Origin of the sequence: Sulfurospirillum sp. (assembly GCF_036802865.1) — a bacterium.
In the GTDB taxonomy this organism is placed as follows: Bacteria; Campylobacterota; Campylobacteria; order Campylobacterales; family Sulfurospirillaceae; genus Sulfurospirillum.
Genome location: NZ_DAIRVK010000004.1, coordinates 188067 through 209772 on the forward strand (window position 1 = coordinate 188067; position 21706 = coordinate 209772).

Consider the following 21706-nt stretch of genomic DNA (forward strand, 5'->3'; position numbering starts at 1 on the left):
ATTCAAAAATTAATTAGGATAAAGTTTATCCTATATAGAATGGAGCAATAAGACGATGAGAGTCTATTTAGATAATAACGCAACAACCATAGTTGATCCTAAAGTTTTTGCTGAGATGGAACCCTACTTTTGTCAAATGTACGGTAATCCAAATTCTTTACATCAATTTGGCAGTGAAAGTCATCCAGCACTAAGAGCTGCGATGGATCAGCTTTATGCTGGTATCAATGCAAGCGATGACGATGACATTGTCATTACTTCCTGTGCGACTGAGAGCAATAACTGGGTCATTAAAAGTATTTATAATGACTATATTTTAAACGGTGATAAAGATCATATTATTACCAGTGAAGTCGAACACCCTGCTGTTGGCGCTTCGTGTAAATTTTTAGAAGGTCTTGGTGTTAAAGTAACGTACCTTCCTGTCAATACCGATGGTGTTATCAATGTGGAAGATCTGAAAAATGCCATTACGGATAAAACAGCACTGGTCTCCATTATGTGGGCAAACAACGAAACAGGTATGATTTTCCCAATCGAAGAAATTGGTGCAATTTGTAAAGAAAGAGGTGTTTTATTTCATACCGATGCTGTTCAAGCTGTGGGTAAAATTCCTGTTGATGTTAAAAAAGCCAATGTTGACTTTTTAAGCTTCTCTGCGCATAAATTCCATGGTCCAAAGGGCATTGGTGGTCTTTATATTCGTGGTGGTCAACAATTATCACCTTTCTTTCACGGTGGTGAACACATGGGTGGACGCCGTAGCGGAACGCTTAATGTTGCTGGTATTGTAGGTATGGGTAAAGCAATGGAGCTTGCCGTTGAAGCACTTGATTTTGAAAAAAACAATGTCAGACGTTTACGCGATAAATTGGAAGATGCGCTTTTACAAATTCCTGAAATGATGGTAGTCGGAACAAAAGAACAAAGAGTTCCAAATACAATTTTAGTCAGTGTAAAAGGAATTGAAGGTGAAGCGATGCTTTGGGATCTTAACCAAAGTGGGATAGGCGCTAGTACAGGAAGTGCCTGTGCAAGTGAAGCATTAGAGTCTAACCCTGTTATGGAAGCCATTGGTGCAGAAGCCGACTTGGCACACACTGCACTTCGTCTTTCACTTTCACGTTTTACAACAGAAGCTGAGATTGATTTTGCGATTGAAGTGATTCAAAAAGCGGTTGTGAGACTTCGTGCAATTTCAAGTACCTACGCATATGCGCCAGAATGGCACGTAAGTAAATTATAATTTAATAATGAATAGAGGATAAAAAAATGGCAAAAAATAGTTTAATTGGCGGCTCCATCTGGGAGGAATACAGCCAAAAAGTACAAGATTTGATGAACCATCCACAAAATATGGGTGAATTGACAGAAGAAGATGCAAAACGTGAGGGTGGAAAGCTCATTATCGCTGATTTTGGTGCTGAGAGCTGTGGCGATGCGGTAAGACTTTACTGGATCGTTGATGAAGCAACAGAAGTGATTAAAGAAGCAAAATTTAAAAGTTTTGGTTGTGGTACAGCCATCGCAAGTTCTGACACAATGGCGGAACTTTGTAAAGGTAAAACCGTTTCTGAAGCGGTAAAAATTACCAACATTGATGTTGAAAAAGCAATGCGCGATACGCCAGATACTCCTGCTGTTCCACCTCAAAAAATGCACTGTTCTGTTATGGCGTACGATGTTATTAAAGCAGCAGCAGCTTCGTTTAAAGGTGTTGATGCGGCAAGTTTTGAAGATGACATCATCGTGTGCGAATGTGCACGTGTAAGCCTTGGAACGATTAAAGAGGTCATCAAAATCAACAACCTCAAAACCGTTGAAGAGATTACGAATTACACCAAAGCAGGTGCATTTTGTAAATCCTGTATAAAACCTGGTGGTCATGAAGCACGAGAGTATTATCTTGTGGATATTTTACGTGATACCAGAGCTGAGATGGAACATGACCATTTACTGGCTATCTCTAATTCAAAAATAGATGGTAGTAACACGGTTAGTTTTGAAGAGTTGACTGTTGTTAAAAAACTCAAAGAGATTGAAGCAATTATCGATGAAAACATTCGTCCTATGCTTGTTATGGATGGCGGTAACTTGGAAATTCTAGACATTAAAGATGGCAGTGATGGCATGATTGATGTTTACATTCGTTATCTTGGCGCATGTAGTGGTTGTGCAAGTAGCTCTACAGGCACGCTTTACGCGATTGAAGCAGTTCTACAAGAGAAATTAAGTAAAAATATACGAATATTACCTATCTGATTTAATAATGTCTTTTGAGTAAAGCCCAAAAGACGTTATGAGCCACTGGAAGACTAATGCTAGCTTTATGCGCGGCAGAAGTTTTCTGATGGCTCAATCTTATATCTCATAAGGAACATTCGTGGCAAAAGTCGAATTTTTGGGACCACTCGGACGCCCAAGCATTGAAGTAGATATCTCAAATTTACAAGAACTCAAATCATTTTTCCAAGAAGATCAAGAGCTTCAAGATTGGCTCGCTATTTGCGCTGTCGCTGTGAATGACACGTTGGTATGTGAACTTAATATGCCTATTTCTAAAGAGGATAAAATCTCACTTCTCCCCCCTGTTTGCGGAGGTTGATTTATGCTTGAATTGCACGATGGACCTTTAGCGGTCAACACGATTTTAGCTTCGTGGTATGACCATGTTTGTGACAAAAATTATGGTGCATTTATTCCTTTTGTGGGTATCGTTCGTGATGAAGATGGCATTGATGGGCTTAGTTTTGACATTTATGAGCCTATCTTAAATAGCTGGTTTAACGCGTGGCAAGAAAAAGCCAGAGAGCAAAACGCCTATCTTCTTATGGCGCATTCTCGTGGTGATGTCCTCAATCACACTTCAAGTTATATTGCCGCTGTTGTTTCTCCAAAACGTAAAGTAGCCCTAAAAATGATTAACGATTTTGTTGAAGATTTCAAAGCCAATGCTCCTATTTGGAAGTATGACCTCATGGATGGCAAACGTGTCTATGCCAAAGAGCGTTCGCACGTACTGAGTGGATCAGGGCTCTTAAAGGCAGATGCATGAGCAAGACTTTCCTTCCGTTTAATGAAACCCTCGAAGCCCTTGAAAACTCTATAAAAACAGAAATTGGCATTGAAAATATTTTCATTGGTGACGCCCTTGGGCGCTTTTTGGCTGTTGACATCATAGCTTTGGAAAACAATCCAACCCATACCACTTCTTCAATGGATGGCTATGCCATTCGTTTTGAAGACCAGCAATTAGGCTCTCTTATCATTAGCGATTTTATCCCTGCAGGGACTGAAACACATGGTGTCGTACATAAAGGTGAGTGTGTGAAAACCTTTACAGGTACGCTAATGAGTGAAGGTAGCGATACGCTGATTCCCATTGAGAATGTTGACGTGAAAGAGGGAAAAATTCACATCACTTCAGCAGTTTCCAAAGGCTTTGCCGTTCGTCCTGTGGGAGAGAACTATAAAGCGGGTGAAATACTCATCAAAAAAGGCACGAAGATCGGTTTTGCCGAAATTGGTGTGATGGCAGAGGTGAGTATGGTTCAAGTCGAAGTCTTTATGAAGCCTCGTGTTGCCATTCTCTCCACAGGCAACGAAATTTTAGACTTTGGTGAGCCAAAAATTTCGAATGCCCAAATACGCAGTTCCAACCACGTCACCGTTGAAGCCATTTTACGCCAATTGGGCTGTGAATGTATGCGTTTTAAACTCATCAAAGATGATCGTGACTTAATCGAACAGCAACTCAGACAAGCGCTGATGTGGAGTGACATCGTCATCACCACGGGTGGCGGTAGTGTTGGTGACTTTGACTTTTTGCAGAGCATTCTCACCGACATGAAAATTGAAAATATTATCGATGGCTCCTACATGAAACCAGGGCGTCACATCCGTGTTGTTAAAACAGGACACAAATACATCTATGCACTCCCAGGCTTCCCGTACAGCGCTTCGGTGTGTACGTTTTTATTTATTGCACCACTTTTACGCAAGTTACGAGCACAAACGTTTGCACTTCCTAGCATTAAAGCGTTTATGGGTGAACTCTATAAAAAACGCTCCAAATTTGTAGAATTTACCGCGTGTAATCTTCGCTTTTGCGAAGGACAACTCATCGTTGACTTGGAAGGCAAAAAAGAAGGCAGTAGCGCCATCCTAAATAATCTCTTAGACAATCCTGTTCTTTTACGCGTTGAAAAAGATGTCCAAAAAATCGAAAAAGGCGAGATGGTTGAGGTGGTATTGCTGGATTTGTAAAAATCCGGCAATACCGATAAATCAAGTTTCCCCATGTAAATGTTAAAATCCGCGCAGGAGGTTGATATGTTCAACACAAAGAAAATATTTTTTATTATTCTTGCCTTGGTTGCTATGCTTTCCATGATTTATCTTACGCCTGAAATGGCAGGGTTAAATTTTAAAGGAAAAGTGGCTTTGGGTGTTGGTATATTTGCCATTATTGTCTGGATCACACAAGCCCTTGATGATGCGCAAAGTGGTTTTTTAATTATTACTTTTTTGGTTCTTTTTGGCGCAGGTAAAATCGGCGAAGCATTGATTGGATACTCTTCAACGGGTGTTTGGATTGTGGTGTTGGGTATGATTATGGCAGCGTGTATGGGCGACAGTGGACTTTCAAAAAGACTCGCTCTAATCATCGTTAGCAAAATTGGTAAATCAGCCATCAATTTATATTGGGCTATCTCGTTAGTCACGCTTTTGATGACCTTTTTTATTCCTTCTCTTGCGGCTAAAACCCTTTTGGTTTTACCGATCATTACGTCGATGGGGTTGGCTTTCGGGCGGGAAAAAGGGCAAAGTACCTTAGTTAAAGGGTTGATTTACATTGTCACCATTGCTGGAACAATGTATTGTATGGGCATTATGACCTCTCATGCTGCAAATCCTATCTCGGTAAGTCTCTTGAAAAATGCCACAGGGATTACCGTAAGTTGGATGGAATGGTTTAAAATTGGTATGCCTCCTGCTCTTGTAATGGGTCTCATTGCCACGTACATGATTATTAAAATGTTCCCACCGGATGTTAAAGACATATCGGCGGGTCGTGACATTATGAAGCAACAACTAAACGATATGGGAAAAATGAGTTCCAAAGAGATTTATGCTTTCGTCATTTTCTTAGTGACACTGCTTCTTTGGGCAACCGATAAACTTCATGGACTCGACACAGCCCTTGTCGCAATGCTTGCCGTAGCGGCTATGATCGCTCCTGTTCCTTCTCAGGTGATGACATGGAAAGAGGCTGAGAAAAAAGTGCCTTGGAATATTTTCATTGTTTACGGCGCAGGTTTGTCAATGGGCTCTTTACTTGTTAAAACGGGAGCTGCCGCATGGCTCGCAAGTACGTTTTTTCATCCGCTTCTAAACATAGATGTAAGATTGCAAGTGGTGATTTTTATTTGGCTTATGCTTGCTCTTCAGGTGTTATTTACCGGAGCAGGTCCAAAAACAACAGCACTCACACCTGTGGTGATTGCCCATGCGATTGCCGTTGCCACACTTCCTGCTAATGCTGCGATGCAAGTCAGCGCATTTGCTATTTTGGTGAGTATGAATATGTTACATCAGTATTTACTTCCTGTCTCCAATCTTCCCAACATCATCGGTCTTGCAACGGAAGAAATTACAGCACATGAATTGATTAAAGTCGGCGCTATTATGAGTCTGTTTGGTGCTGCATTTAGTACGCTTATGGTTTATACGTATTGGAGCTGGATAGGCTTATTTTGATAGGATGAAAGAGCATTATGAATAACACACTTTACGACAAAACCATCACATGCCCATACTGTTGGGAAAGCTTTTCCATAGGCATTGAGCCTAGTATTGAAGTAGGGGAGTGTTATATTGAGGACTGTTATATCTGTTGTCGACCGATAGAAATTTGTCTTGTCTCTAAAAGCGATGAGGTCGCAGATGTGCGCATCAACCGTGTCGAAGGAAATGAGTTTTAATCCGTTATGGCGATAACACTCATAGCAGCACACAAATCGCTTTATCAGGTTCTTACCGATATATCGCCTCTTTCAGAATCTCTATGGGAAGAGGCAAAAAGCTACTTTACGCTCAAAACCTTTCCAAAAGGTGCACATCTTTTTGATATTGGGGATAAGGTCAAAGATTTTTATTTTCTGATTGAAGGGCTTGCGCGTTACTACTATATCAGTGAGAGTGGCAAAGAGTTCAACAAATCGTTTGCAGAAAAACCAGGCCATCTTCTCAGTAGCATCTCTTCGGTTTCAATGCCTGATGAAGTGTCTCCTTTTTGTGTCGAAACCCTTTCTGATTTTACAGTACTGTGCATTTCGTATGAACATTTTAGAGCCCTTGGTGCAAAACATAAAGAGTGGAACGACTTGATGCTTCGTATTTACGAACGGTTGATTGTCAAAAAAGAGCGCAGGGAAGCAGACTTCTTACTGTTGAGTGCGAAAGAGCGTTATCAAAAATTTTTAAACGACTACTCGATGATCGAGCGGATGGTTGCTAATTATCATATTGCTTCGTATCTTGGTATCACCGAAGTGGCACTTTCCCGCATACGAAAAGAGATGAAATTAACCTAGGTTAATGACAGCGCGTTCATTTGCCACTATAATGTGGCATTGTTTCTAGGAGGACCCTTATGCAACTTAAACTTGCGCAGATTAGCGATATTGATGGTATTTATGCGCTTCATTCCAAGTACCAAATCGCTTCGATTCAAGAAGAAGACAAAAAAGATGGTTTTGTAACCACAGCGTTTAGTAAGGAAGAGCTCAAAGCGATTATCGAAAAAGAGCAAGGTATTTTTATCGCACAAGATGGCAATGAGGTTGTGGGTTATGTTATGTCTGCTTCGTGGCAGTACTGGTCAGCGTGGCCTATTTTTGCTGTGATGATGGAGGATTTGCCGCATTTAACTTTTCAAGGTCAACCGCTTAGTGTACACAACTCGTATCAGTACGGACCTGTCTGCATCGACAAGCGTGTGAGAGGTAGTGGAGTTTTGGAAAAACTCTTTGACTTTGCGCTTGATCGTATGGAAAAAAAATACCCCATTCTTGTCACCTTCATCAATAAAATCAATCATCGTTCCTACGCGGCACACACGCGAAAACTGGGGCTTCAAGTCATTCATGAGTTTTCGTTTAACAATAATGAGTATTTTGAATTGGTTTTTGAAACATCCAAAAGAGTGTCTCTTTCATAAATAAAAGCCTATTTATAAAGACGAAATGCCTTACATTAGAAGAGAATGCACGAGGCATTCTCTTTTTATTCTTACACTTCAGCCAGTGTTTCAAGTAAATCAAACGTAGGCACAAAAAACAAAGAACCCGTGGTAGCAGTACTAAAGTCTAAAAGTCGGTCATAATTTCCTTTTGGCTCACCGATGAACATATTTTCAAGCATCTTACGTGTAGTACTAAAGGTGCTTGCATAGCCTATAAAGTAGGTACCAAACTCATTTTTACTTGGGTTCGCAAATGGCATATTGGCACGAATGATTTTAAGTTCATTGCCTTCTTCGTCGGCAATATTTGTTACAACATTGTGTGCATTTTCTGGTTTTTCGTCATCACTCAGCTCAACATCGTTAAATTTTCGTCTGCCCACAACTTTTTCTTGCTCTTCAATCGAAAGCGCATTCCATTGTGTCATGTTATGAAGGTATTTTTGTACAAATGCGTAACTGCCCCCATTAAAAGTCTCTTCATCTGCGATGATAGCCGCTTCATCCGCTTCACGATTTTCAGGATTTTCCGTACCATCGACAAAGCCTATCATCGCTCTTCCATCAAAATAGCGAAACCCATGCACTTCATCAAGAGGCTGAACCGCCCCTTGTAGTTTTTCATTGATAATTGTAGCGATTTCTAAACATGCGGCAACTCTTTTGGCTCGAATATGAAAAAAGAGATCGCCTTTGGTCGAAACAGCGGTATGCTTGTCACCTTTGATCTCTTCAAAATTGCAAAGTTCTTTGGGTTTGTCAAAATCACTAAAAAGCATATCCCATGCATTTGAGCCAAAGCCCATAACACCGCTGATTTCAAGTTCGGGGTATCTGCCTTTCATGCTTCTCACAATGGCAGAAAAGCTACCGCATAGATCTTTTACTTTTTCAAAGCTTTCTTGCGTATCGCGTAAACCGTAGACAATAAATAATGCACTTTCACCGGGTTTGTCTGTCACGGCTTGATGATTGATTGTGTTAAAATCCATCTTTTCTCCTTAAATTTTCCATAGCGTGGATTGTACAAAAAGAAAGATAATGGAAAGTAAAAGGTAGCGGATTTGATGTGTAAGAGGTATGCCAATGCCTAAAACAAGGGTTTAAATCTTTACATAGAAAGATTTAAACATCAAATAATCGGTTGCTGTCGCTTGGTATAGTACATCGAAGGTAAAACCAGCCCAAAAGCAATGGCAAATAAAATGCTCACAGCGTGTAAGCCATTTTCGATAAAGCTTGAAAGTAGGGCATTTGTGACACCGTCTGTGTTCATGGAAACAAGGCTTATCATCATTTCGTAGGCGTATTTTCCTGGGATCATTGGGATGATGGAAGGAACCGTGTAAATGGGACGAGGCATGACGTAACGGCGTGACCAAAAGACACCGATAATGCCGATGGTTGTTGCGGCGATGAACGTGGAAAGTTCGATGGAGAGGTGCTGATACAACAAGACTTCTCTCAGCCCATAGGTCAATGCACCACCCAGTGCGCACAATGGCAAGGCGGAACGCGGAACATTAAAAATCATACCAAACCCAATAGCGGGAATCGCTGCCCACAGAGCATCCAATAAAATCGAAAACCATTCAAGCATTACCATCCTTTCACTCCTAAAAGACCAATAGCAAGCATAATCCCCAGAGAGGTCATCAGCGTAAGTAAGGTCGCTTGCGCCCAACGTCCCCACCCCATGCTGATGTAGCCTTTAAAGGCATCAAGCATGGCATTGATGTAGGGAAAACCAGGAACAAGAAGCAAGACGCTGGAAGAGAAAACGATGCTTTCCGTTTGACTCAATCCATGGTAGAGTGAAAGACTGGCGATGAGCGTACAGACAAAAGCCGTAAAAGCAAAGACAATGAGCATGGAGTACTTGCGAGAAGAGAGTTCCATGCGTACGCTCATACCCACTGCAGAAGCCAAAAAAGTGATCCAAAACCCTGCCCAGTCCGCACCGTGTAAGTGGCTAAATGCCGCACACGAAAGCCCTATAACAGGGATAAGTACCCACTTAGGGTAAGGGTTGGCATGGATGTCTCCAATTTTTCGCTCGATGAGTACGATGTCCCTCGAATTTTGTTCTGCCAAAATGCAAATGGAGACAATTTGATGGACGATGGACATGTTAATGGGCTGATCGTAAGCGCGTCTCGTGGTGGTAACAGAAGAGTCACCGATGAGTGTTGTGAGAACAATGGCCGAGGGGATGAGTGAAATTTCAATAGACGTACAGCCCATGGCTCTGCCTAAACGGGAGGAGAGTTGTTCTATCAAACGGCTTTCTGCACCGTATTCCAAAAGCATGGATGCTACACGAATGACAATGGAGGTGATTCGTGTCTGTTCTTCGCGCGAGATCGTGGGTGATCCTTTATGAGACTTTTTTCAAGGGGTCTAAAAAAAGTTTATTGATTTATGTGTAAAATCATAGTTGAAATTTGGTTAAAGTTCAAACTGAGAGGATTTTTTAACCATAATCTATGCTAAATTTTGAACAGAGTCTCTGTCAGTAAAGCGTTCAGTCCTCTTTATGCTTTTTACCATTAAATGAAAAAATCGTTTGAAGGTTGATCTTTTGTCCGCCGTGCAAAATCAAAAATTCTTCATACTCTATCATGGAAAGTTCTTGAACAACGCCCTTAATGCTGAGCTTTTGCGCATTTTCTTCGTAAACAATGGTAGAGGGAATTTTGCGTTCTATGGCGACCATCAGTTGGTCGTAAAATTCGCAAGAGATGGGCGTGTTCATACGTGCCTTTCTAAAAATATAGGAATTAGGTGATGGCTAAAAAGCCGAGATAAACAAAAACATACCGAGCCAGTTTCGCAAAACAGACGATGAGAAGAAACTTCCACCACGCATAACGCACGATGCCCGCAACAAACGTCAAAGGATCACCAATAATGGGAAGCCATGAAAAGAGTAAACTCCATGCACCGTATTTTTCAAAAAGAAGCGTTGCTTTTGTAAGGTGCTTTTCTTTCATATAGCCCTTGGATAGGGCAAAGTCAGTGGCATATTTCCCTAAAATATAATTGGTAAATGAGCCTAATGTATTGCCCAGTGTTGCGATGATAAGCAGTAAAATAGGGCTTAAATGTTCACTAAGAAGATAGACAAAAAGCGCTTCGCTTCCACCGGGTAAAAGCGTGGCAGACGCGAAGCTGGTGAGAAAAAGAGAGAGATAACTCACAGATTAGGAGATGACTGCTAAAATTGTCTCTTTGTTGGTGACATTTGAGTCGTATTTAACGACTAAAATTTGCTCACTTTCGTTGCGATACCACTCAACAACACCCATAACATGGTGCAAGTGTTCAGCCCGTGCGAGATCAAAGCTGTCGTAAGGAAGGTAGATGTTTTTATTGTGGCTAGGGTTTTTAAGGGTGGCTATAAGCAAGAGCCAGAGAATACAGGTAATAAAGATAACCCATGCAATTTCTTTAATGCCAAAGTGTTGTAAGAAGTAACCACCAAAAACACCACCGATAAAGGTACCTGCATAACCAAAGGTATTGAAAACACCCAGTGCTGCGCCTTTTTGATGCACTTTCGCGTATTTACTTGCCATGGATTGCATAAGTGGTTCGTGCATGTTAAAGCCGATGAAGAAGATGACCACACCCACGATAAACCATGGTGCAGCATGCGCATAGCCCATCATAACGTAGCTAATCGCAAAGAGCGACACACCGATCATCAACATCTCTTTGGAGCGGTGTTTTTTCTCACCCAAGATCGCAGAAGGTCCCATAGCAAGCACACCACAAATCATCGCTGGCAGATAAACCATCCAAAGCTCTTTCTTGGCAAAACCAAACTCTTGAACCATGATGATAGGAATAACCATAAAAGCGAGTGTCATCATCCCTTTTTGAAGCATGTTGGTGATGTTCATATTCATAAGATTTTTGTCTTTTAAAATATGTCTCAGTTCTGTTTCATCCGCACCGTAATGGTGAACGATTTTTGGAGGATTAGGTACTTTTGTGTAGAGCACGATGATAGCAAAGATGGAGAGTGCTGCAGTGATGAAAAAGAGTTTATCTACACCATAATAACCACCGATTACAGAGCCTAACATCATGGAAATGGCAAAACTCGCAGCAATACAGCCACCCATAATCGCCATAGCATGACCTCGTACCTCTTCTTTAACCATATCGCTGATCATGGCAGTTCCAACAGCACCAATAGCCGCAGCACCTTGTAAGAATCGACCAATCATCAAGCCATAAATGGTTTCACTGTACGCACAGACGAGCGAGCCAATTAAAAAGATAACCAAACCAATAAAAATAGTGATCTTGCGCCCAATTTTATCGGACATGATACCAAAAGGAATTTGGAGTAGCATCTGTGTTGCAGCGTATCCACCGATGGTAATACCTACGAGTAATTCGTTTGAACCCTCCAGATGAAGCGCGTAAACAGAGAGGACAGGTAAGACGATAAAGAGACCTAAAAAGCGAAGCGAAATAATAAGGCTAAGGGGAAAAATAGTTTTAAACATGGAAATGACATTCCTCGAAATTTAATCAGGACAAATTTTACCCTTGTTAAACTTTGAAAATTCTATAGATTTTCTAGGGTGAATTTAGCCCAAGGTTGTTTTATGTTATAATTTTTACATACTTTATTGAGTTTAATGCGCTGCAAGCGACTTTCTCTAAGCTCAAAAATGTTGAATAAATGCTGAGATACCTTTGGGTAGCTCTTTTAATGGATCATAATGCGCTATAGTCTCTCTCTCCTTATCTGTCTCTTGTTTGTGTTGAGTGGTTGTACTTCTAAGTCCGCTCTTTCTCCTTCCGATGAATCTTTTGTAACATCGCTTAAACAACATAATGAACGTTTTGAAGCGGTGAGTCAAAACGAGAATTTTGATGAGTTACTCTTTTTGTTTAAACAAAATTGTACCGCTCCTCAAACGAAAAAAGTGTATGCCAATGTGTGTGAACAATCGTTACATGTCAAAGATGCCAAAGCCTTTTTTCTCAATTCGTTTGAGCTTAAAAAAATTGAACCTAACGAGCAACGCTCAATGCTTACGGGCTACTATGAACCATTACTTCATGGAAGTTTGAAAAAAACGGATCGCTTTAAGTATCCGGTTTACGCTAAGCCAAAAGATCTTTTGATGATTGTGGGCGAAAATGACAAAAAAATGCGTGGACGTTCTGTAAAAGGCAAAATGGTTCCTTACTACACACGTGAAGAGATTAGCAAGCGAAAGCTTAATGCTGAAGTCCTTTGTTACGTTGATGATAAAATCGATCTTTTCTTTATGGAAGTACAAGGCTCAGGCAGGGTAGAACTGAGCGATGGCAGAGTCCTTTTTATAGGCTATTCCGATGCGAATGGACACGCGTACAAATCTCTAGGGCGTGAGATGATGAACCGTGGTATTTTTGCAAGTGTTGAAGAAATTTCATTGCAGAGTATTAGAGCGTGGTTAGTTGCACACCCCAATCAAATCGACACCCTTCTTAATACCAACCCAAGCTACGTCTTTTTCCGCAAAATGGAACAAAAAGCAACGGGAAGTTTAGGGCTGGTTTTGACGCCTGAGCGTTCTGTGGCGGTTGATAGAAGTTATATTCCTCTGGGTTCACTTTTAGCGGTTAAAAGCGAATCTGCTAACTATAAAGTTGAGAAATTTGTTTTTGCGCAAGATACGGGTGGTGCGATTAAAGGACCGAATAGAGCTGATATGTTTATGGGCTATGGTGAGCGGGCACAGTGGATAGCAGGTGAGCTTAAAGCGCCTCTTGAAGTATGGATAATGCAACCGAAGTTTTAAACAAAACTAGGTAAAATAAAAGATTCATTTGAGTTAGGGGAGTAACGTTTGAGAATAGTTCTAGCCACATCGAATCAAGGCAAAGTGAAAGAGTTCCAATCGTGGATCAGCGAGTATGAAGTGGTTGCTTACAGCGACATAATGGAGCCTTTTGAAATTGATGAAACAGGGACAACATTTAAAGAAAACGCCCTTATTAAGGCACGTGCTGTCTATGAAAAATTAGACACTAAAAACGACATTGTCCTTAGTGATGATAGCGGTATCAGCGTGCCCCTTTTAGGCGGAGCGCCTGGCATTTACAGTGCGCGCTATGCAGGTGTCAATGCAAATGCAAAAGACAATTTACATAAACTCATTGCGGCACTCAAAGAAAAAAATGTGCAAAGAACACCCGCATTTTACACGGCGGCAATAGCACTTGTTTGTCAAAAGGGTGAATTTTGTGTTCACGGCTGGATGCATGGTGAAGCCATTGCGGAAGAGCGAGGAAACAATGGTTTTGGGTATGATCCGATGTTTATTCCGTGTGGGTATAACCAAACATTGGGTGAACTGAATGAGAGTGTGAAAAAGGTTTTTTCACACCGAGCACGTGCGTTGGAACTCGCGTACATCGTCATCAACAGCTTGAAATAAAAACGTAATCAAAACAGATTAAAATGTAGACTAGGCTTTTTTGATAATGGCTATGGTGCATAGCGCTTATTAAAGAAGCCTCATTATGAAACCTTAAAGGATAGAAATGGCAACAGTATTAATTATTGGTGCGGGTGGCGTCAGTCGTGTGGTCACCAAAAAATGTGCGATGAATAAAGAAGTGTTTTCACATATTGTTTTGGCAAGCCGTACAAAATCAAAATGCGATCAAATCGCAAGCGAGATTAAAGAGTCTTTAGGTATTACCATCGATACAGCTTCTATTGATGCAGACAACGTCGATGCGCTTGTGGCGTTAATTCAAAAAGTAAAACCAGCGTTAGTCATGAACATTGCGCTTCCATACCAAGATTTAACCATTATGGATGCCTGTGTGAAAACCAATGTTCCTTACCTTGATACCGCAAATTATGAGCATCCTGACCTCGCAAAATTTGAGTACAAAGAGCAATGGGCACGCGATAAAGCGTTTAAAGATGCCGGAATTATGGCGCTTTTAGGTAGCGGATTTGACCCAGGTGTTACCAATGTTTTTTGTGCGTATGCACAACAATACCTCTTTGATGAGATCAATTCTATCGACATTTTAGACTGTAATGCTGGCGATCATGGTTATGCGTTTGCAACCAACTTTAACCCAGAGATCAACCTTCGTGAAGTAAGCTCCAAAGGACGTTACTGGGAAGAGGGCAAGTGGATAGAGACTGAGCCAGTGTCTGTAAAAATGGTATGGGATTACCCCGAAGTTGGTCCAAAAGACAGCTACCTTCTTTACCATGAAGAGTTAGAATCACTTGTTCAAAACATCAAAGGGCTTAAACGTATTCGTTTCTTTATGACCTTTGGTCAAAGCTACCTAACACACATGAAATGTTTGGAAAACGTGGGTATGCTTCGCATCGATGAGGTTGAAGTGGATGGCGTGAAAATCGTGCCGATTCAGCTTTTAAAAGCACTGCTTCCAGATCCTGCAAGCTTGGGACCAAGAACGGTTGGCTTTACCAACATCGGTTGTGTGTTTGAAGGTCTTAAAGATGGTCAAAAACGTAAAGTCTACATCTACAATGTCTGCGATCACCAAGAGTGTTTCCGTGAGACGGGTGCGCAAGCGGTTAGTTATACCACGGGTGTGCCTGCGATGATCGGAGCAAAGATGATGTTAGAGGGTAAATGGTCTGGTAAGGGTGTGTTCAATATGGAACAATTCGATGCAAAACCCTTTATGGACGAGCTAAACACACAAGGGCTTCCTTGGAAAATCATCGAAATGAAACCAGACGAGACTTACGAAGTTAAATAATGCCTATTTTGGGGCTTTGCATGCAAAGCCCCAACTCCTCTTTTCTTTACATGTAAAGGATTACTATGACAAAAAAAGCAAAAATTTTATGGACAACCGACAATAAAGAAACCGCATTACATATGGTATGCCTCTATGCGCACAATGCCCTATTGAAGGGCTGGATGGATGAAGTTGAAGTACTCGTTTGGGGTGCGTCACAACGTTTGATCGCAGAAGATGCAGACGTGAGAGCTAAAGTCGAAGCGATGATAAGAGATGGCGTCAAAGTGGTGGCATGTCTAAAATGTGCCGACACGATGGACATTACCAAACCTTTGCAAACGTGTGGCATCGATGTTCATTATACGGGTGAGTTACTCAGTTCGTGGATCAACTCTGGTGAGACTGTCATTAGCGTATGAAAACAGTTCTTATCACAGGGTGTTCTTCGGGCATTGGTTATACCTGCGCGCATGGACTTGCAAAACAAGGTTATAGCGTTTTTGCAACCTGTCGCAATGATGCCGATGTCAAACGTTTGCAAGATGAAGGCTTAAATGCTTTTAAGCTCGATTTGTGCGATAGTGCAAGCCTACATGTAGCCCTTGCATGGATGCTCTCGCAAACAGAAGGTCGTATTGATGTGCTTTTTAACAATGCCGCCTATGGACAACCTGGTGCGGTGGAAGATCTCAAACGAAATGTTCTTAGAGAACAGTTTGAGACCAATGTTTTTGGCACACAAGAGCTTACCAACCTCGTACTTCCTTACATGCGCAAACAAAAAAGTGGAAAAATTATCTACAATAGCTCCATCTTAGGCTTTGTGGCGATGAGTTACCGAGGAGCGTACAACGCTTCAAAATTTGCCATCGAAGGACTCGCCGATACTTTGCGACTGGAGCTTCACGACACGGGAATTGATGTTGTTTTGATAGAGCCAGGACCCATTCGAAGCAATTTTCGTAAAAATGCCCTTGCAAAATTTTTAACCAACATCGACCAAGAGCGCTCAGCGCATAAAGAAATTTATGCTAAGACATTAGAGCGACTTCAAAAAAGTGGTGATAGTGCTTTTACGTTGGGTGCTGAGGCTGTTTTGGAGGTTTTGGTTCATGCTATTGAGGTAAAAAAGCCAAAGTTTCGTTATCCTGTTACATTTCCAACGAAGTTATTTGTGTGGTTAAAACGTATGCTCCCCACTTCATGGATGGATACGATTGCACGAAAAGCAGGAGATTAAAACTTAATGCTTTATTGACAAAATATTTTTTGTTAACTATAATGACAAAAAATTTATTGTCAAAGGCTTTTAATGAAAAATGTCGTTGGTCAAGCAGTACGTGGTAAGGATTTTTGGGATAGAAAAAGTGAACTAGCCAAGATTTGGCAAGCCATTGAAAATGGCACGCATCCTTTACTTGTAGCGCCTCGACGTGTGGGTAAAACCTCTATTATGTATAAAATTTTAGATGAGCCAAAAGACGACTATGCAGTTGTGTATGTTAATACTGAGTCCGCTGACAGTGAAAATGATTTTTGGCATAAACTTTTTAATGCGTTAATGGATGAAGAGTTTAAGAACAAGAATAAGCTCGTACTAAAATCTTTTTATGCTCGTATTAAGACTATTTCGATTAAAAAAATTAGCACATCTGGTATCGAATTTGATGATGGAAAAGTATTAGATTATGCAGAAGCTTTTGAAGAGTTAATTAAAGAGATAGACAGCGATAAAAAGCTCATTATTATGATGGATGAGTTTGCCCAAACGATTGAAAATATCATAAAATATGCAAGTATTCGCGAAGCAGAATCTCTGTTAAAAACACATCGCTCCCTTCGTCAAAACCCTAAAATAAGCTCTAAAGTTACTTTTATTTATGCAGGCTCGATTGGTTTGGAAAGCGTTGTTGCAAAATTAGATGCGATGAAGTTTATTAACGACTTAAATTCCATTAAAGTAACGCCTTTATCGAAAGATGAAGCCGTAGAGTTTTCTCGTTCTTTGTATCCTTCAATAGGAGATGATGAGGTTTCTTATCTTCTTGGGTGCATAGAGTGGCTTATTCCCTTTTATATTCAACTTATTATTCAAGAGATTCACACTATCTGCCTTGAAAAATCTTTACATGGAATCTCCAAAGAGACTATTGATCAAGCGATAGAACGAGCCCTTGATCATCGAAATCACTTTGAACATTGGCTAGCACGCATTAAAAGTGCTTTTGAAAAAGATGAGTTTAAATTTGCGAAGGAAATTCTAAATAGTCTTAGTGATCAAGGCACATTAGAGTCTAAAGAGATTAGTAATCTTGCTGTAAAACATGCACTTGAAGATGATCAAGCCAAAGAGATTATCCATGCGCTAGTGTATGATGGCTACATCAACAATGATCATAACCCTAAAATTTATCGCTTTAACTCTCCTATCTTAAAACTATGGTGGTATAAAAATGTCGCAAATTAACTATTCACGGTATAAATACACCCCCGACGAGATGAACGCAGAGGAGTTTTTAGCACGATTTGCCGTGCGCAATGAGATTGTAGAAACTATATTTAACGACCTTAAAACATCTGATTATAGCGTTGCCAATCAGAATTATCTGATCATCGGTCAACGAGGGCAAGGAAAGACAACATTGCTTCGCAAACTTCAACTCGATGTTAAAAACGATGTATTTCTTTCAACATTTTTACTACCTGTAAAATTTGCCGAAGAACAGTACCAGATTCGCTCTTTGTGTCGGTTGTGGGAAGAGGTGGCGGAGTACCTGCAAGTCATTTACCCAGAGATTTTCCCTACCATTTCGGATGATATGGAAGTACATTACGACGATGACGATTATGAACTCAAATGTTTTGATCTTATAGATAAAGCCATCAGAGCGCAATCCAAAAAGCTTCTTTTGCTCATCGATAACATCGATGAACTGCTTGAAAAACTGAGCAAAAAAGAGCAACACAGACTTAGAGAAATTTTGCTCAGTTCTTCAACGCTTCGCATTATCGGTGGATCGACGAAGATGATCGAGCAGCATTTTGACTATAGCTCACCCTTTTACCAATTTTTTAAGATCATCAAATTAAAGGGATTGAGCTTTGAAGAGAGTAAGCACTTTTTGCTTGCCATTGCCAAAGAAAATCAAAAAGAGAGAATCACAGCAGTTTTGGAAAAAACACCCGAACGACTGGAGACGCTGAGACGATTGACAGGAGGTGTGCCTCGAACACTCGTGATGCTTTTTGATATTTTTTTAGATGAAGAGGGCAATGCTTTTGAAGACCTTTTAAAAATTCTTGATGAGGCAACCCCACTTTACAAGCACCGAATGGATGACTTGCCTGCACAACTTCAAGACATCGTTCATACTATAGCGATGAATTGGGATGGTATGTTCACGAATGAAATTGCCAAAAAAACAAAGCTAGAGAGCAAAGCCGTCTCGTCTCAGCTCAAACAGCTTGAAAAGTACGAAATTGTCGAGTCAGAATCCGCAGGCAAAAATAAAATCTACAAAATCAGAGAGCGCTTTTTTAACATCTGGTATTTGATGCGTTATGGTCGTAAAAAAGATAGACAACGAGTTGAGTGGTTAGTCAAGTTTTTTGTTTCGTGGTATAGCCAGGAAGAGTTGGAAAATAGAGCTCATAGCTTTATTGAAAATATGGAGATCGGGAATGTGAAAGCACCTTTTGCACATCTTATGACAGAGGCATTGAGTTATGCAGGACTAGAATTGGAAACGGAGTATAGACTCAAACAAACGGCTAAAGAGTGTTTGGAAAAACAAAATTCTGAACTTAGTAAAGAGCTATCAGAATCTGATGCAGAGATACTATATAGAGCGATGGATTTCAAAAGCAAAAATAATATAAAAAAAGCTTTAGAACTTCTTTTACAATCCAATAAAGAAAGTAAAATGATTTTGGCTTCTATCGCTAATTTTTATGCTTTATTAGGTGACAAAAAGAATACAGAAATATACCATATGAAAGCAGCAAATAAAGGTTCTTTTATAAGTTGCTATGCATTAGCTTTTAGTTACTTTATAGATTGTAAAAAAATAAAAGATGCTACAAAATATGCATACAAAAGTTATGAAATTGAACAAAATCCTTTGACTTCTTATACATTAGCACTTGTTCTTTTATGGTCAGAAGAATTTCAAAAAAGTTATGAAAAATTTATAGAATATCTATCGTATAGTGAAGTAAGTTTTTCTATAGAAGGCCATGAAATAGGATGGTATTTTAGACTTCTTATGGCGAAAGGGCAGCTATACCAAACAAAAAAATTTATGGAGATGCCAGAGTATAATCTAAAAGAGCGATTTAAACCACTTTGGTATGCTTTGATGAAACTGATGGCAAAAGAGTTTCCTTATGAGTATGAAAAAATGGGAAGTGAACTTACCGAAAGTGTCGAAGAGGTTTTAGCTCAAATTGAATTGGATAAAAAGAAATACAAAATAGATTAAATAAAGCCCTTAAATAGGGCTTTATCTTATGTTCTAAATTTATTTAAAATCGCGTTTAATTTTTCAGTAAGTGTGTTAAGATGCTCACTGGCTCCTGCTATCTCTTCGATACTTCTGGTATTGTGTGTTGAGAGTGTATTGATCTCTTCAATTTTACCGACAATTTCTTCGATTTTTGAGCCAGTATTAATGTAATCGGTCACTGTTTTATCGTTTAAATTTGTTGCAATATCCATAATCTCAACGGTTGAATGAATCTTTTTGCCAACATCTTCAGCAACGACAGCGAGTTCTTGAACCTCTTTGGAGTTTTTATTCATCTGCTCACTGCTGTCGGTAATAGCTTGGACGATGACATTGATGGTAGCATGAATCTCTACTAAGCTTTTTTGTGTGCGCTCTGCCAAGGTGCGTACTTCATCGGCAACAACGGCAAATCCACGCCCGTGTTCACCTGCACGCGCTGCTTCAATGGCAGCATTAAGTGCTAGAAGATTGGTTTGATCGGCAATATCACTGATGACAGTGAGGACATTTTTCACTTGGTCGGCATCGGAACTAAGTTGTTGAATTTTTTGAGCCAATTCAAGCTCGGTATGTGCACTGTTTTGGACGCGCTCACCGAGCTGTTGAACAAATCCGTGAGCAGATCTAAGCTCTTGATTGGCTTTGATAATCTCTTCTTTAGACTCTTTCGCCTTGGCAACCGAAGCACTAATCTCTTGTTTAATGACATTTGACATTTGGGTGGTTTGGTTAATGATATGGGTTGAGTCTTCCACACGCTTTCCTACTTGCAAGGTTGTCGCTGAAAGCTCGTGTGCAATAGATGCGTTTTCGCTACTGGTATCTTTCGCCAGTGCAATGGTTGAGCGCACTTTTTCGATAAAATTATTGATCTCTTTAGACGCGCCACCAATTTCGTCGTTGTTTTTAATATCAAGTTGCTTGGTAAGATCGCCATCGCCAACGGCCAAATTGTGTGCAGTTGATTGAAGATTTAAAAGTGGTTTTGCAATAAGATTGTTGATAAGCAAGTAAATCGCAAAGATAGCTATAAGCGCAAAAATTGTTCCTACTATCATTGTTCCCGCAATCATACCCTCGATATTGGAGGAAATTTTTTGACCTTGGGCTTCCATATGGGTATCAATGCTATCAATATAAACACCTGAGACAATAATCCAATCCCACTCTTTAAAGTATTTTGAATAGGCTATTTTTGGGGCATCTTTTTTTGTTACAGGGTGCTCAAAATTAAATGTCACAAAGGTTCCCTCTTTGATATTGTTTGTCGCTCCATCAATCATCTGTTTTCGGTAAGGATGTGCATCGTCTAGTTTAAGCTCTTTGCCTATCCATGAAGGGTTTATGCCATGAAAAGCGTATACATAGCCTCCTTTGCCATCTTTTTTAAGTGCGTAAAAATAACCATCATCGGAGTAACGAAGTTTTTCTAAAATCTTAATAGCTTCATTTTGGAAATGTGCTTTGATGCTTGAAGCATAATCACCCGTACCAATCACAAGATCTAAAGGTTCATAGTAAAAGTTATAGGAGAGTTTAGGTTCATCTTTTTTGGTGACAGGATGTGGCCAAATAAACTTGGTGACACCGGTACCATTTTTGGCTGCTTGAATAAGATCTTTAATAACAAAATTGCCTTCTTTGTCTTTCATATCGATAAGGTTTTTACCGACAAGTGCCTTATTGATAGGGTGTACGACGTTGACACCTTCTTCATTGTAGGCATAAAAATAGCCAATGTCATTGTTATAGCGGTAACCATTGATAAGCCCTAAGAGCATTGTCCTCAGTTCGGCTTGAGAGAGTTTGTCTTTGTTGTTTTGGTAGACATCGTCCAAGGTTTTTTTCAAACTCATGGCATCCACTTTAATTTTCTGTGCGATGTTTGCTTCCGAAGAAGAGGCTTCATAGAATGCACTAATCGCTTTCTCTGCCATCATTGTATAGGCTTTGAGTTCGTTCTTGTTCATCTCCATGATAAGCTCTTTGGTGTCATTGACTTGTGTTTTTCCAAATTCATTCGACTTGTAAAACGTTACGCCTAAAGAACTTGCCGCGACAAAGAAAATAGCGGATATAAATAGAATAAGCGCTTTAAATTTTATGCTTACAGCTTGCATATACTCTCCTAATATTTACACTAATTCCTAATAGTATCGGAATCTTGAATAAAAAATGTAGTGAAAGAGCAAAATTT

General features: G+C 40.1%; 23 protein-coding genes. 16 read left to right on the plus strand and 7 right to left on the minus strand.

The window, feature by feature from the left end:
* Positions 1 to 55: 55 nt before the first annotated feature.
* The 9 genes from V7Q04_RS10155 (at position 56) to V7Q04_RS10195 (ending at position 7222) form a co-directional block, all read left to right on the plus strand.
* A complete protein-coding gene (locus tag V7Q04_RS10155) occupies positions 56 to 1246 on the plus strand; it encodes a NifS family cysteine desulfurase (protein WP_333804944.1) in 1191 nt (396 codons plus the stop codon).
* Between the two features lie 26 nt (positions 1247 to 1272).
* Complete coding sequence (locus V7Q04_RS10160) at positions 1273 to 2262, plus strand: iron-sulfur cluster assembly scaffold protein (RefSeq protein WP_333804945.1); 990 nt, start codon at positions 1273 to 1275, stop codon at positions 2260 to 2262.
* 121 nt (positions 2263 to 2383) lie between these two features.
* The gene (locus V7Q04_RS10165) at positions 2384 to 2605 is read left to right on the plus strand and encodes a MoaD/ThiS family protein (protein WP_333804946.1); all 222 of its coding nucleotides are present in this window, start codon (positions 2384 to 2386) and stop codon (positions 2603 to 2605) included.
* A gap of 3 nt (positions 2606 to 2608) precedes the next feature.
* On the plus strand, positions 2609 to 3055 hold the full coding sequence (locus V7Q04_RS10170) for a molybdopterin synthase catalytic subunit (RefSeq protein ID WP_333804947.1): 447 nt from the start codon (positions 2609 to 2611) through the stop codon (positions 3053 to 3055).
* Positions 3052 to 4266, plus strand: coding sequence for a molybdopterin molybdotransferase MoeA (locus V7Q04_RS10175; RefSeq protein WP_333804948.1), 1215 nt, complete (start codon positions 3052 to 3054; stop codon positions 4264 to 4266). Before V7Q04_RS10170 ends, V7Q04_RS10175 begins: the two co-directional genes overlap by 4 nt.
* 66 nt (positions 4267 to 4332) lie before the next feature.
* Positions 4333 to 5760, plus strand: coding sequence for an SLC13 family permease (locus tag V7Q04_RS10180; RefSeq protein ID WP_333804950.1), 1428 nt, complete (start codon positions 4333 to 4335; stop codon positions 5758 to 5760).
* Between the two features lie 17 nt (positions 5761 to 5777).
* Positions 5778 to 5984, plus strand: coding sequence for a CPXCG motif-containing cysteine-rich protein (locus tag V7Q04_RS10185; RefSeq protein ID WP_333804951.1), 207 nt, complete (start codon positions 5778 to 5780; stop codon positions 5982 to 5984).
* A gap of 6 nt (positions 5985 to 5990) precedes the next feature.
* On the plus strand, positions 5991 to 6596 hold the full coding sequence (locus V7Q04_RS10190; RefSeq protein ID WP_333804952.1) for a Crp/Fnr family transcriptional regulator: 606 nt from the start codon (positions 5991 to 5993) through the stop codon (positions 6594 to 6596).
* Between the two features lie 59 nt (positions 6597 to 6655).
* A complete protein-coding gene (locus V7Q04_RS10195) occupies positions 6656 to 7222 on the plus strand; it encodes a GNAT family N-acetyltransferase (protein ID WP_333804953.1) in 567 nt (188 codons plus the stop codon).
* Between the two features lie 71 nt (positions 7223 to 7293).
* Here V7Q04_RS10195 and V7Q04_RS10200 read toward each other — a convergent pair whose 3' ends face one another.
* The 6 genes from V7Q04_RS10200 to V7Q04_RS10225 form a co-directional block, all read right to left on the minus strand.
* Positions 7294 to 8238 (minus strand): Dyp-type peroxidase, encoded by a 945-nt coding sequence (locus tag V7Q04_RS10200; RefSeq protein WP_333804955.1) that lies wholly within the window; start codon positions 8236 to 8238, stop codon positions 7294 to 7296.
* Positions 8239 to 8378: 140 nt separating this feature from the next.
* Positions 8379 to 8846: a threonine/serine exporter family protein gene (locus V7Q04_RS10205; protein WP_333804956.1), complete on the minus strand. Its 468-nt coding sequence runs from the start codon at positions 8844 to 8846 to the stop codon at positions 8379 to 8381.
* A complete protein-coding gene (locus V7Q04_RS10210; protein WP_333805062.1) occupies positions 8846 to 9610 on the minus strand; it encodes a threonine/serine ThrE exporter family protein in 765 nt (254 codons plus the stop codon). Before V7Q04_RS10210 ends, V7Q04_RS10205 begins: the two co-directional genes overlap by 1 nt.
* Before the next feature lie 160 nt (positions 9611 to 9770).
* A complete protein-coding gene (locus V7Q04_RS10215) occupies positions 9771 to 10001 on the minus strand; it encodes a transcriptional antiterminator Rof (RefSeq protein ID WP_333804957.1) in 231 nt (76 codons plus the stop codon).
* A gap of 25 nt (positions 10002 to 10026) precedes the next feature.
* Positions 10027 to 10446, minus strand: a complete 420-nt coding sequence (locus tag V7Q04_RS10220; protein ID WP_333804958.1) for a YqaA family protein — start codon at positions 10444 to 10446, stop codon at positions 10027 to 10029.
* A gap of 3 nt (positions 10447 to 10449) precedes the next feature.
* On the minus strand, positions 10450 to 11766 hold the full coding sequence (locus tag V7Q04_RS10225; RefSeq protein ID WP_333804959.1) for an MFS transporter: 1317 nt from the start codon (positions 11764 to 11766) through the stop codon (positions 10450 to 10452).
* A gap of 219 nt (positions 11767 to 11985) precedes the next feature.
* On the opposite strand from V7Q04_RS10225, the gene mltA reads away from it, so the two are divergent.
* The 7 genes from mltA to V7Q04_RS10260 all read left to right on the plus strand — a co-directional run bounded on the left by mltA (position 11986) and on the right by V7Q04_RS10260 (position 19482).
* Positions 11986 to 13056, plus strand: coding sequence for a murein transglycosylase A (gene mltA, locus V7Q04_RS10230; RefSeq protein WP_333804960.1), 1071 nt, complete (start codon positions 11986 to 11988; stop codon positions 13054 to 13056).
* Positions 13057 to 13104: 48 nt separating this feature from the next.
* On the plus strand, positions 13105 to 13695 hold the full coding sequence (gene rdgB / locus V7Q04_RS10235) for an RdgB/HAM1 family non-canonical purine NTP pyrophosphatase (RefSeq protein ID WP_333804961.1): 591 nt from the start codon (positions 13105 to 13107) through the stop codon (positions 13693 to 13695).
* Positions 13696 to 13801: 106 nt separating this feature from the next.
* Positions 13802 to 15016, plus strand: coding sequence for a saccharopine dehydrogenase family protein (locus V7Q04_RS10240; RefSeq protein WP_333804963.1), 1215 nt, complete (start codon positions 13802 to 13804; stop codon positions 15014 to 15016).
* A 65-nt stretch (positions 15017 to 15081) separates the two neighbouring features.
* A complete protein-coding gene (locus V7Q04_RS10245) occupies positions 15082 to 15420 on the plus strand; it encodes a hypothetical protein (RefSeq protein ID WP_333804964.1) in 339 nt (112 codons plus the stop codon).
* Positions 15417 to 16241, plus strand: a complete 825-nt coding sequence (locus V7Q04_RS10250; protein ID WP_333804965.1) for an SDR family oxidoreductase — start codon at positions 15417 to 15419, stop codon at positions 16239 to 16241. The genes V7Q04_RS10245 and V7Q04_RS10250 overlap by 4 nt, the downstream gene beginning before the upstream one ends.
* 72 nt (positions 16242 to 16313) lie before the next feature.
* The gene (locus V7Q04_RS10255; RefSeq protein ID WP_333804966.1) at positions 16314 to 17468 is read left to right on the plus strand and encodes an ATP-binding protein; all 1155 of its coding nucleotides are present in this window, start codon (positions 16314 to 16316) and stop codon (positions 17466 to 17468) included.
* Positions 17455 to 19482: an AAA family ATPase gene (locus tag V7Q04_RS10260; protein WP_333804967.1), complete on the plus strand. Its 2028-nt coding sequence runs from the start codon at positions 17455 to 17457 to the stop codon at positions 19480 to 19482. Before V7Q04_RS10255 ends, V7Q04_RS10260 begins: the two co-directional genes overlap by 14 nt.
* A 26-nt stretch (positions 19483 to 19508) precedes the next feature.
* On the opposite strand, the gene V7Q04_RS10265 is transcribed toward V7Q04_RS10260, so the two are convergent.
* Complete coding sequence (locus V7Q04_RS10265; RefSeq protein ID WP_333804969.1) at positions 19509 to 21629, minus strand: methyl-accepting chemotaxis protein; 2121 nt, start codon at positions 21627 to 21629, stop codon at positions 19509 to 19511.
* Between the last annotated feature and the right edge of the window lie 77 nt (positions 21630 to 21706).

Excerpts from the sequence above, each read along its gene's own strand:
- V7Q04_RS10180 (WP_333804950.1), top strand. The coding sequence starts at position 4,333 with ATGTTCAACACAAAGAAAATATTTTTTATTATTCTTGCCTTGGTTGCT.
- V7Q04_RS10185 (WP_333804951.1), top strand. The coding sequence starts at position 5,778 with ATGAATAACACACTTTACGACAAAACCATCACATGCCCATACTGTTGG.
- V7Q04_RS10215 (WP_333804957.1), bottom strand. The coding sequence starts at position 10,001 with ATGAACACGCCCATCTCTTGCGAATTTTACGACCAACTGATGGTCGCC.
- V7Q04_RS10175 (WP_333804948.1), top strand. The coding sequence starts at position 3,052 with ATGAGCAAGACTTTCCTTCCGTTTAATGAAACCCTCGAAGCCCTTGAA.
- V7Q04_RS10170 (WP_333804947.1), top strand. The coding sequence starts at position 2,609 with ATGCTTGAATTGCACGATGGACCTTTAGCGGTCAACACGATTTTAGCT.
- V7Q04_RS10155 (WP_333804944.1), top strand. The coding sequence starts at position 56 with ATGAGAGTCTATTTAGATAATAACGCAACAACCATAGTTGATCCTAAA.
- V7Q04_RS10240 (WP_333804963.1), top strand. The coding sequence starts at position 13,802 with ATGGCAACAGTATTAATTATTGGTGCGGGTGGCGTCAGTCGTGTGGTC.
- V7Q04_RS10225 (WP_333804959.1), bottom strand. The coding sequence starts at position 11,766 with ATGTTTAAAACTATTTTTCCCCTTAGCCTTATTATTTCGCTTCGCTTT.
- V7Q04_RS10195 (WP_333804953.1), top strand. The coding sequence starts at position 6,656 with ATGCAACTTAAACTTGCGCAGATTAGCGATATTGATGGTATTTATGCG.
- V7Q04_RS10245 (WP_333804964.1), top strand. The coding sequence starts at position 15,082 with ATGACAAAAAAAGCAAAAATTTTATGGACAACCGACAATAAAGAAACC.
- V7Q04_RS10255 (WP_333804966.1), top strand. The coding sequence starts at position 16,314 with ATGAAAAATGTCGTTGGTCAAGCAGTACGTGGTAAGGATTTTTGGGAT.
- V7Q04_RS10190 (WP_333804952.1), top strand. The coding sequence starts at position 5,991 with ATGGCGATAACACTCATAGCAGCACACAAATCGCTTTATCAGGTTCTT.
- V7Q04_RS10200 (WP_333804955.1), bottom strand. The coding sequence starts at position 8,238 with ATGGATTTTAACACAATCAATCATCAAGCCGTGACAGACAAACCCGGT.
- V7Q04_RS10260 (WP_333804967.1), top strand. The coding sequence starts at position 17,455 with ATGTCGCAAATTAACTATTCACGGTATAAATACACCCCCGACGAGATG.
- V7Q04_RS10205 (WP_333804956.1), bottom strand. The coding sequence starts at position 8,846 with ATGCTTGAATGGTTTTCGATTTTATTGGATGCTCTGTGGGCAGCGATT.
- V7Q04_RS10250 (WP_333804965.1), top strand. The coding sequence starts at position 15,417 with ATGAAAACAGTTCTTATCACAGGGTGTTCTTCGGGCATTGGTTATACC.
- V7Q04_RS10160 (WP_333804945.1), top strand. The coding sequence starts at position 1,273 with ATGGCAAAAAATAGTTTAATTGGCGGCTCCATCTGGGAGGAATACAGC.
- V7Q04_RS10265 (WP_333804969.1), bottom strand. The coding sequence starts at position 21,629 with ATGCAAGCTGTAAGCATAAAATTTAAAGCGCTTATTCTATTTATATCC.
- mltA (WP_333804960.1), top strand. The coding sequence starts at position 11,986 with ATGCGCTATAGTCTCTCTCTCCTTATCTGTCTCTTGTTTGTGTTGAGT.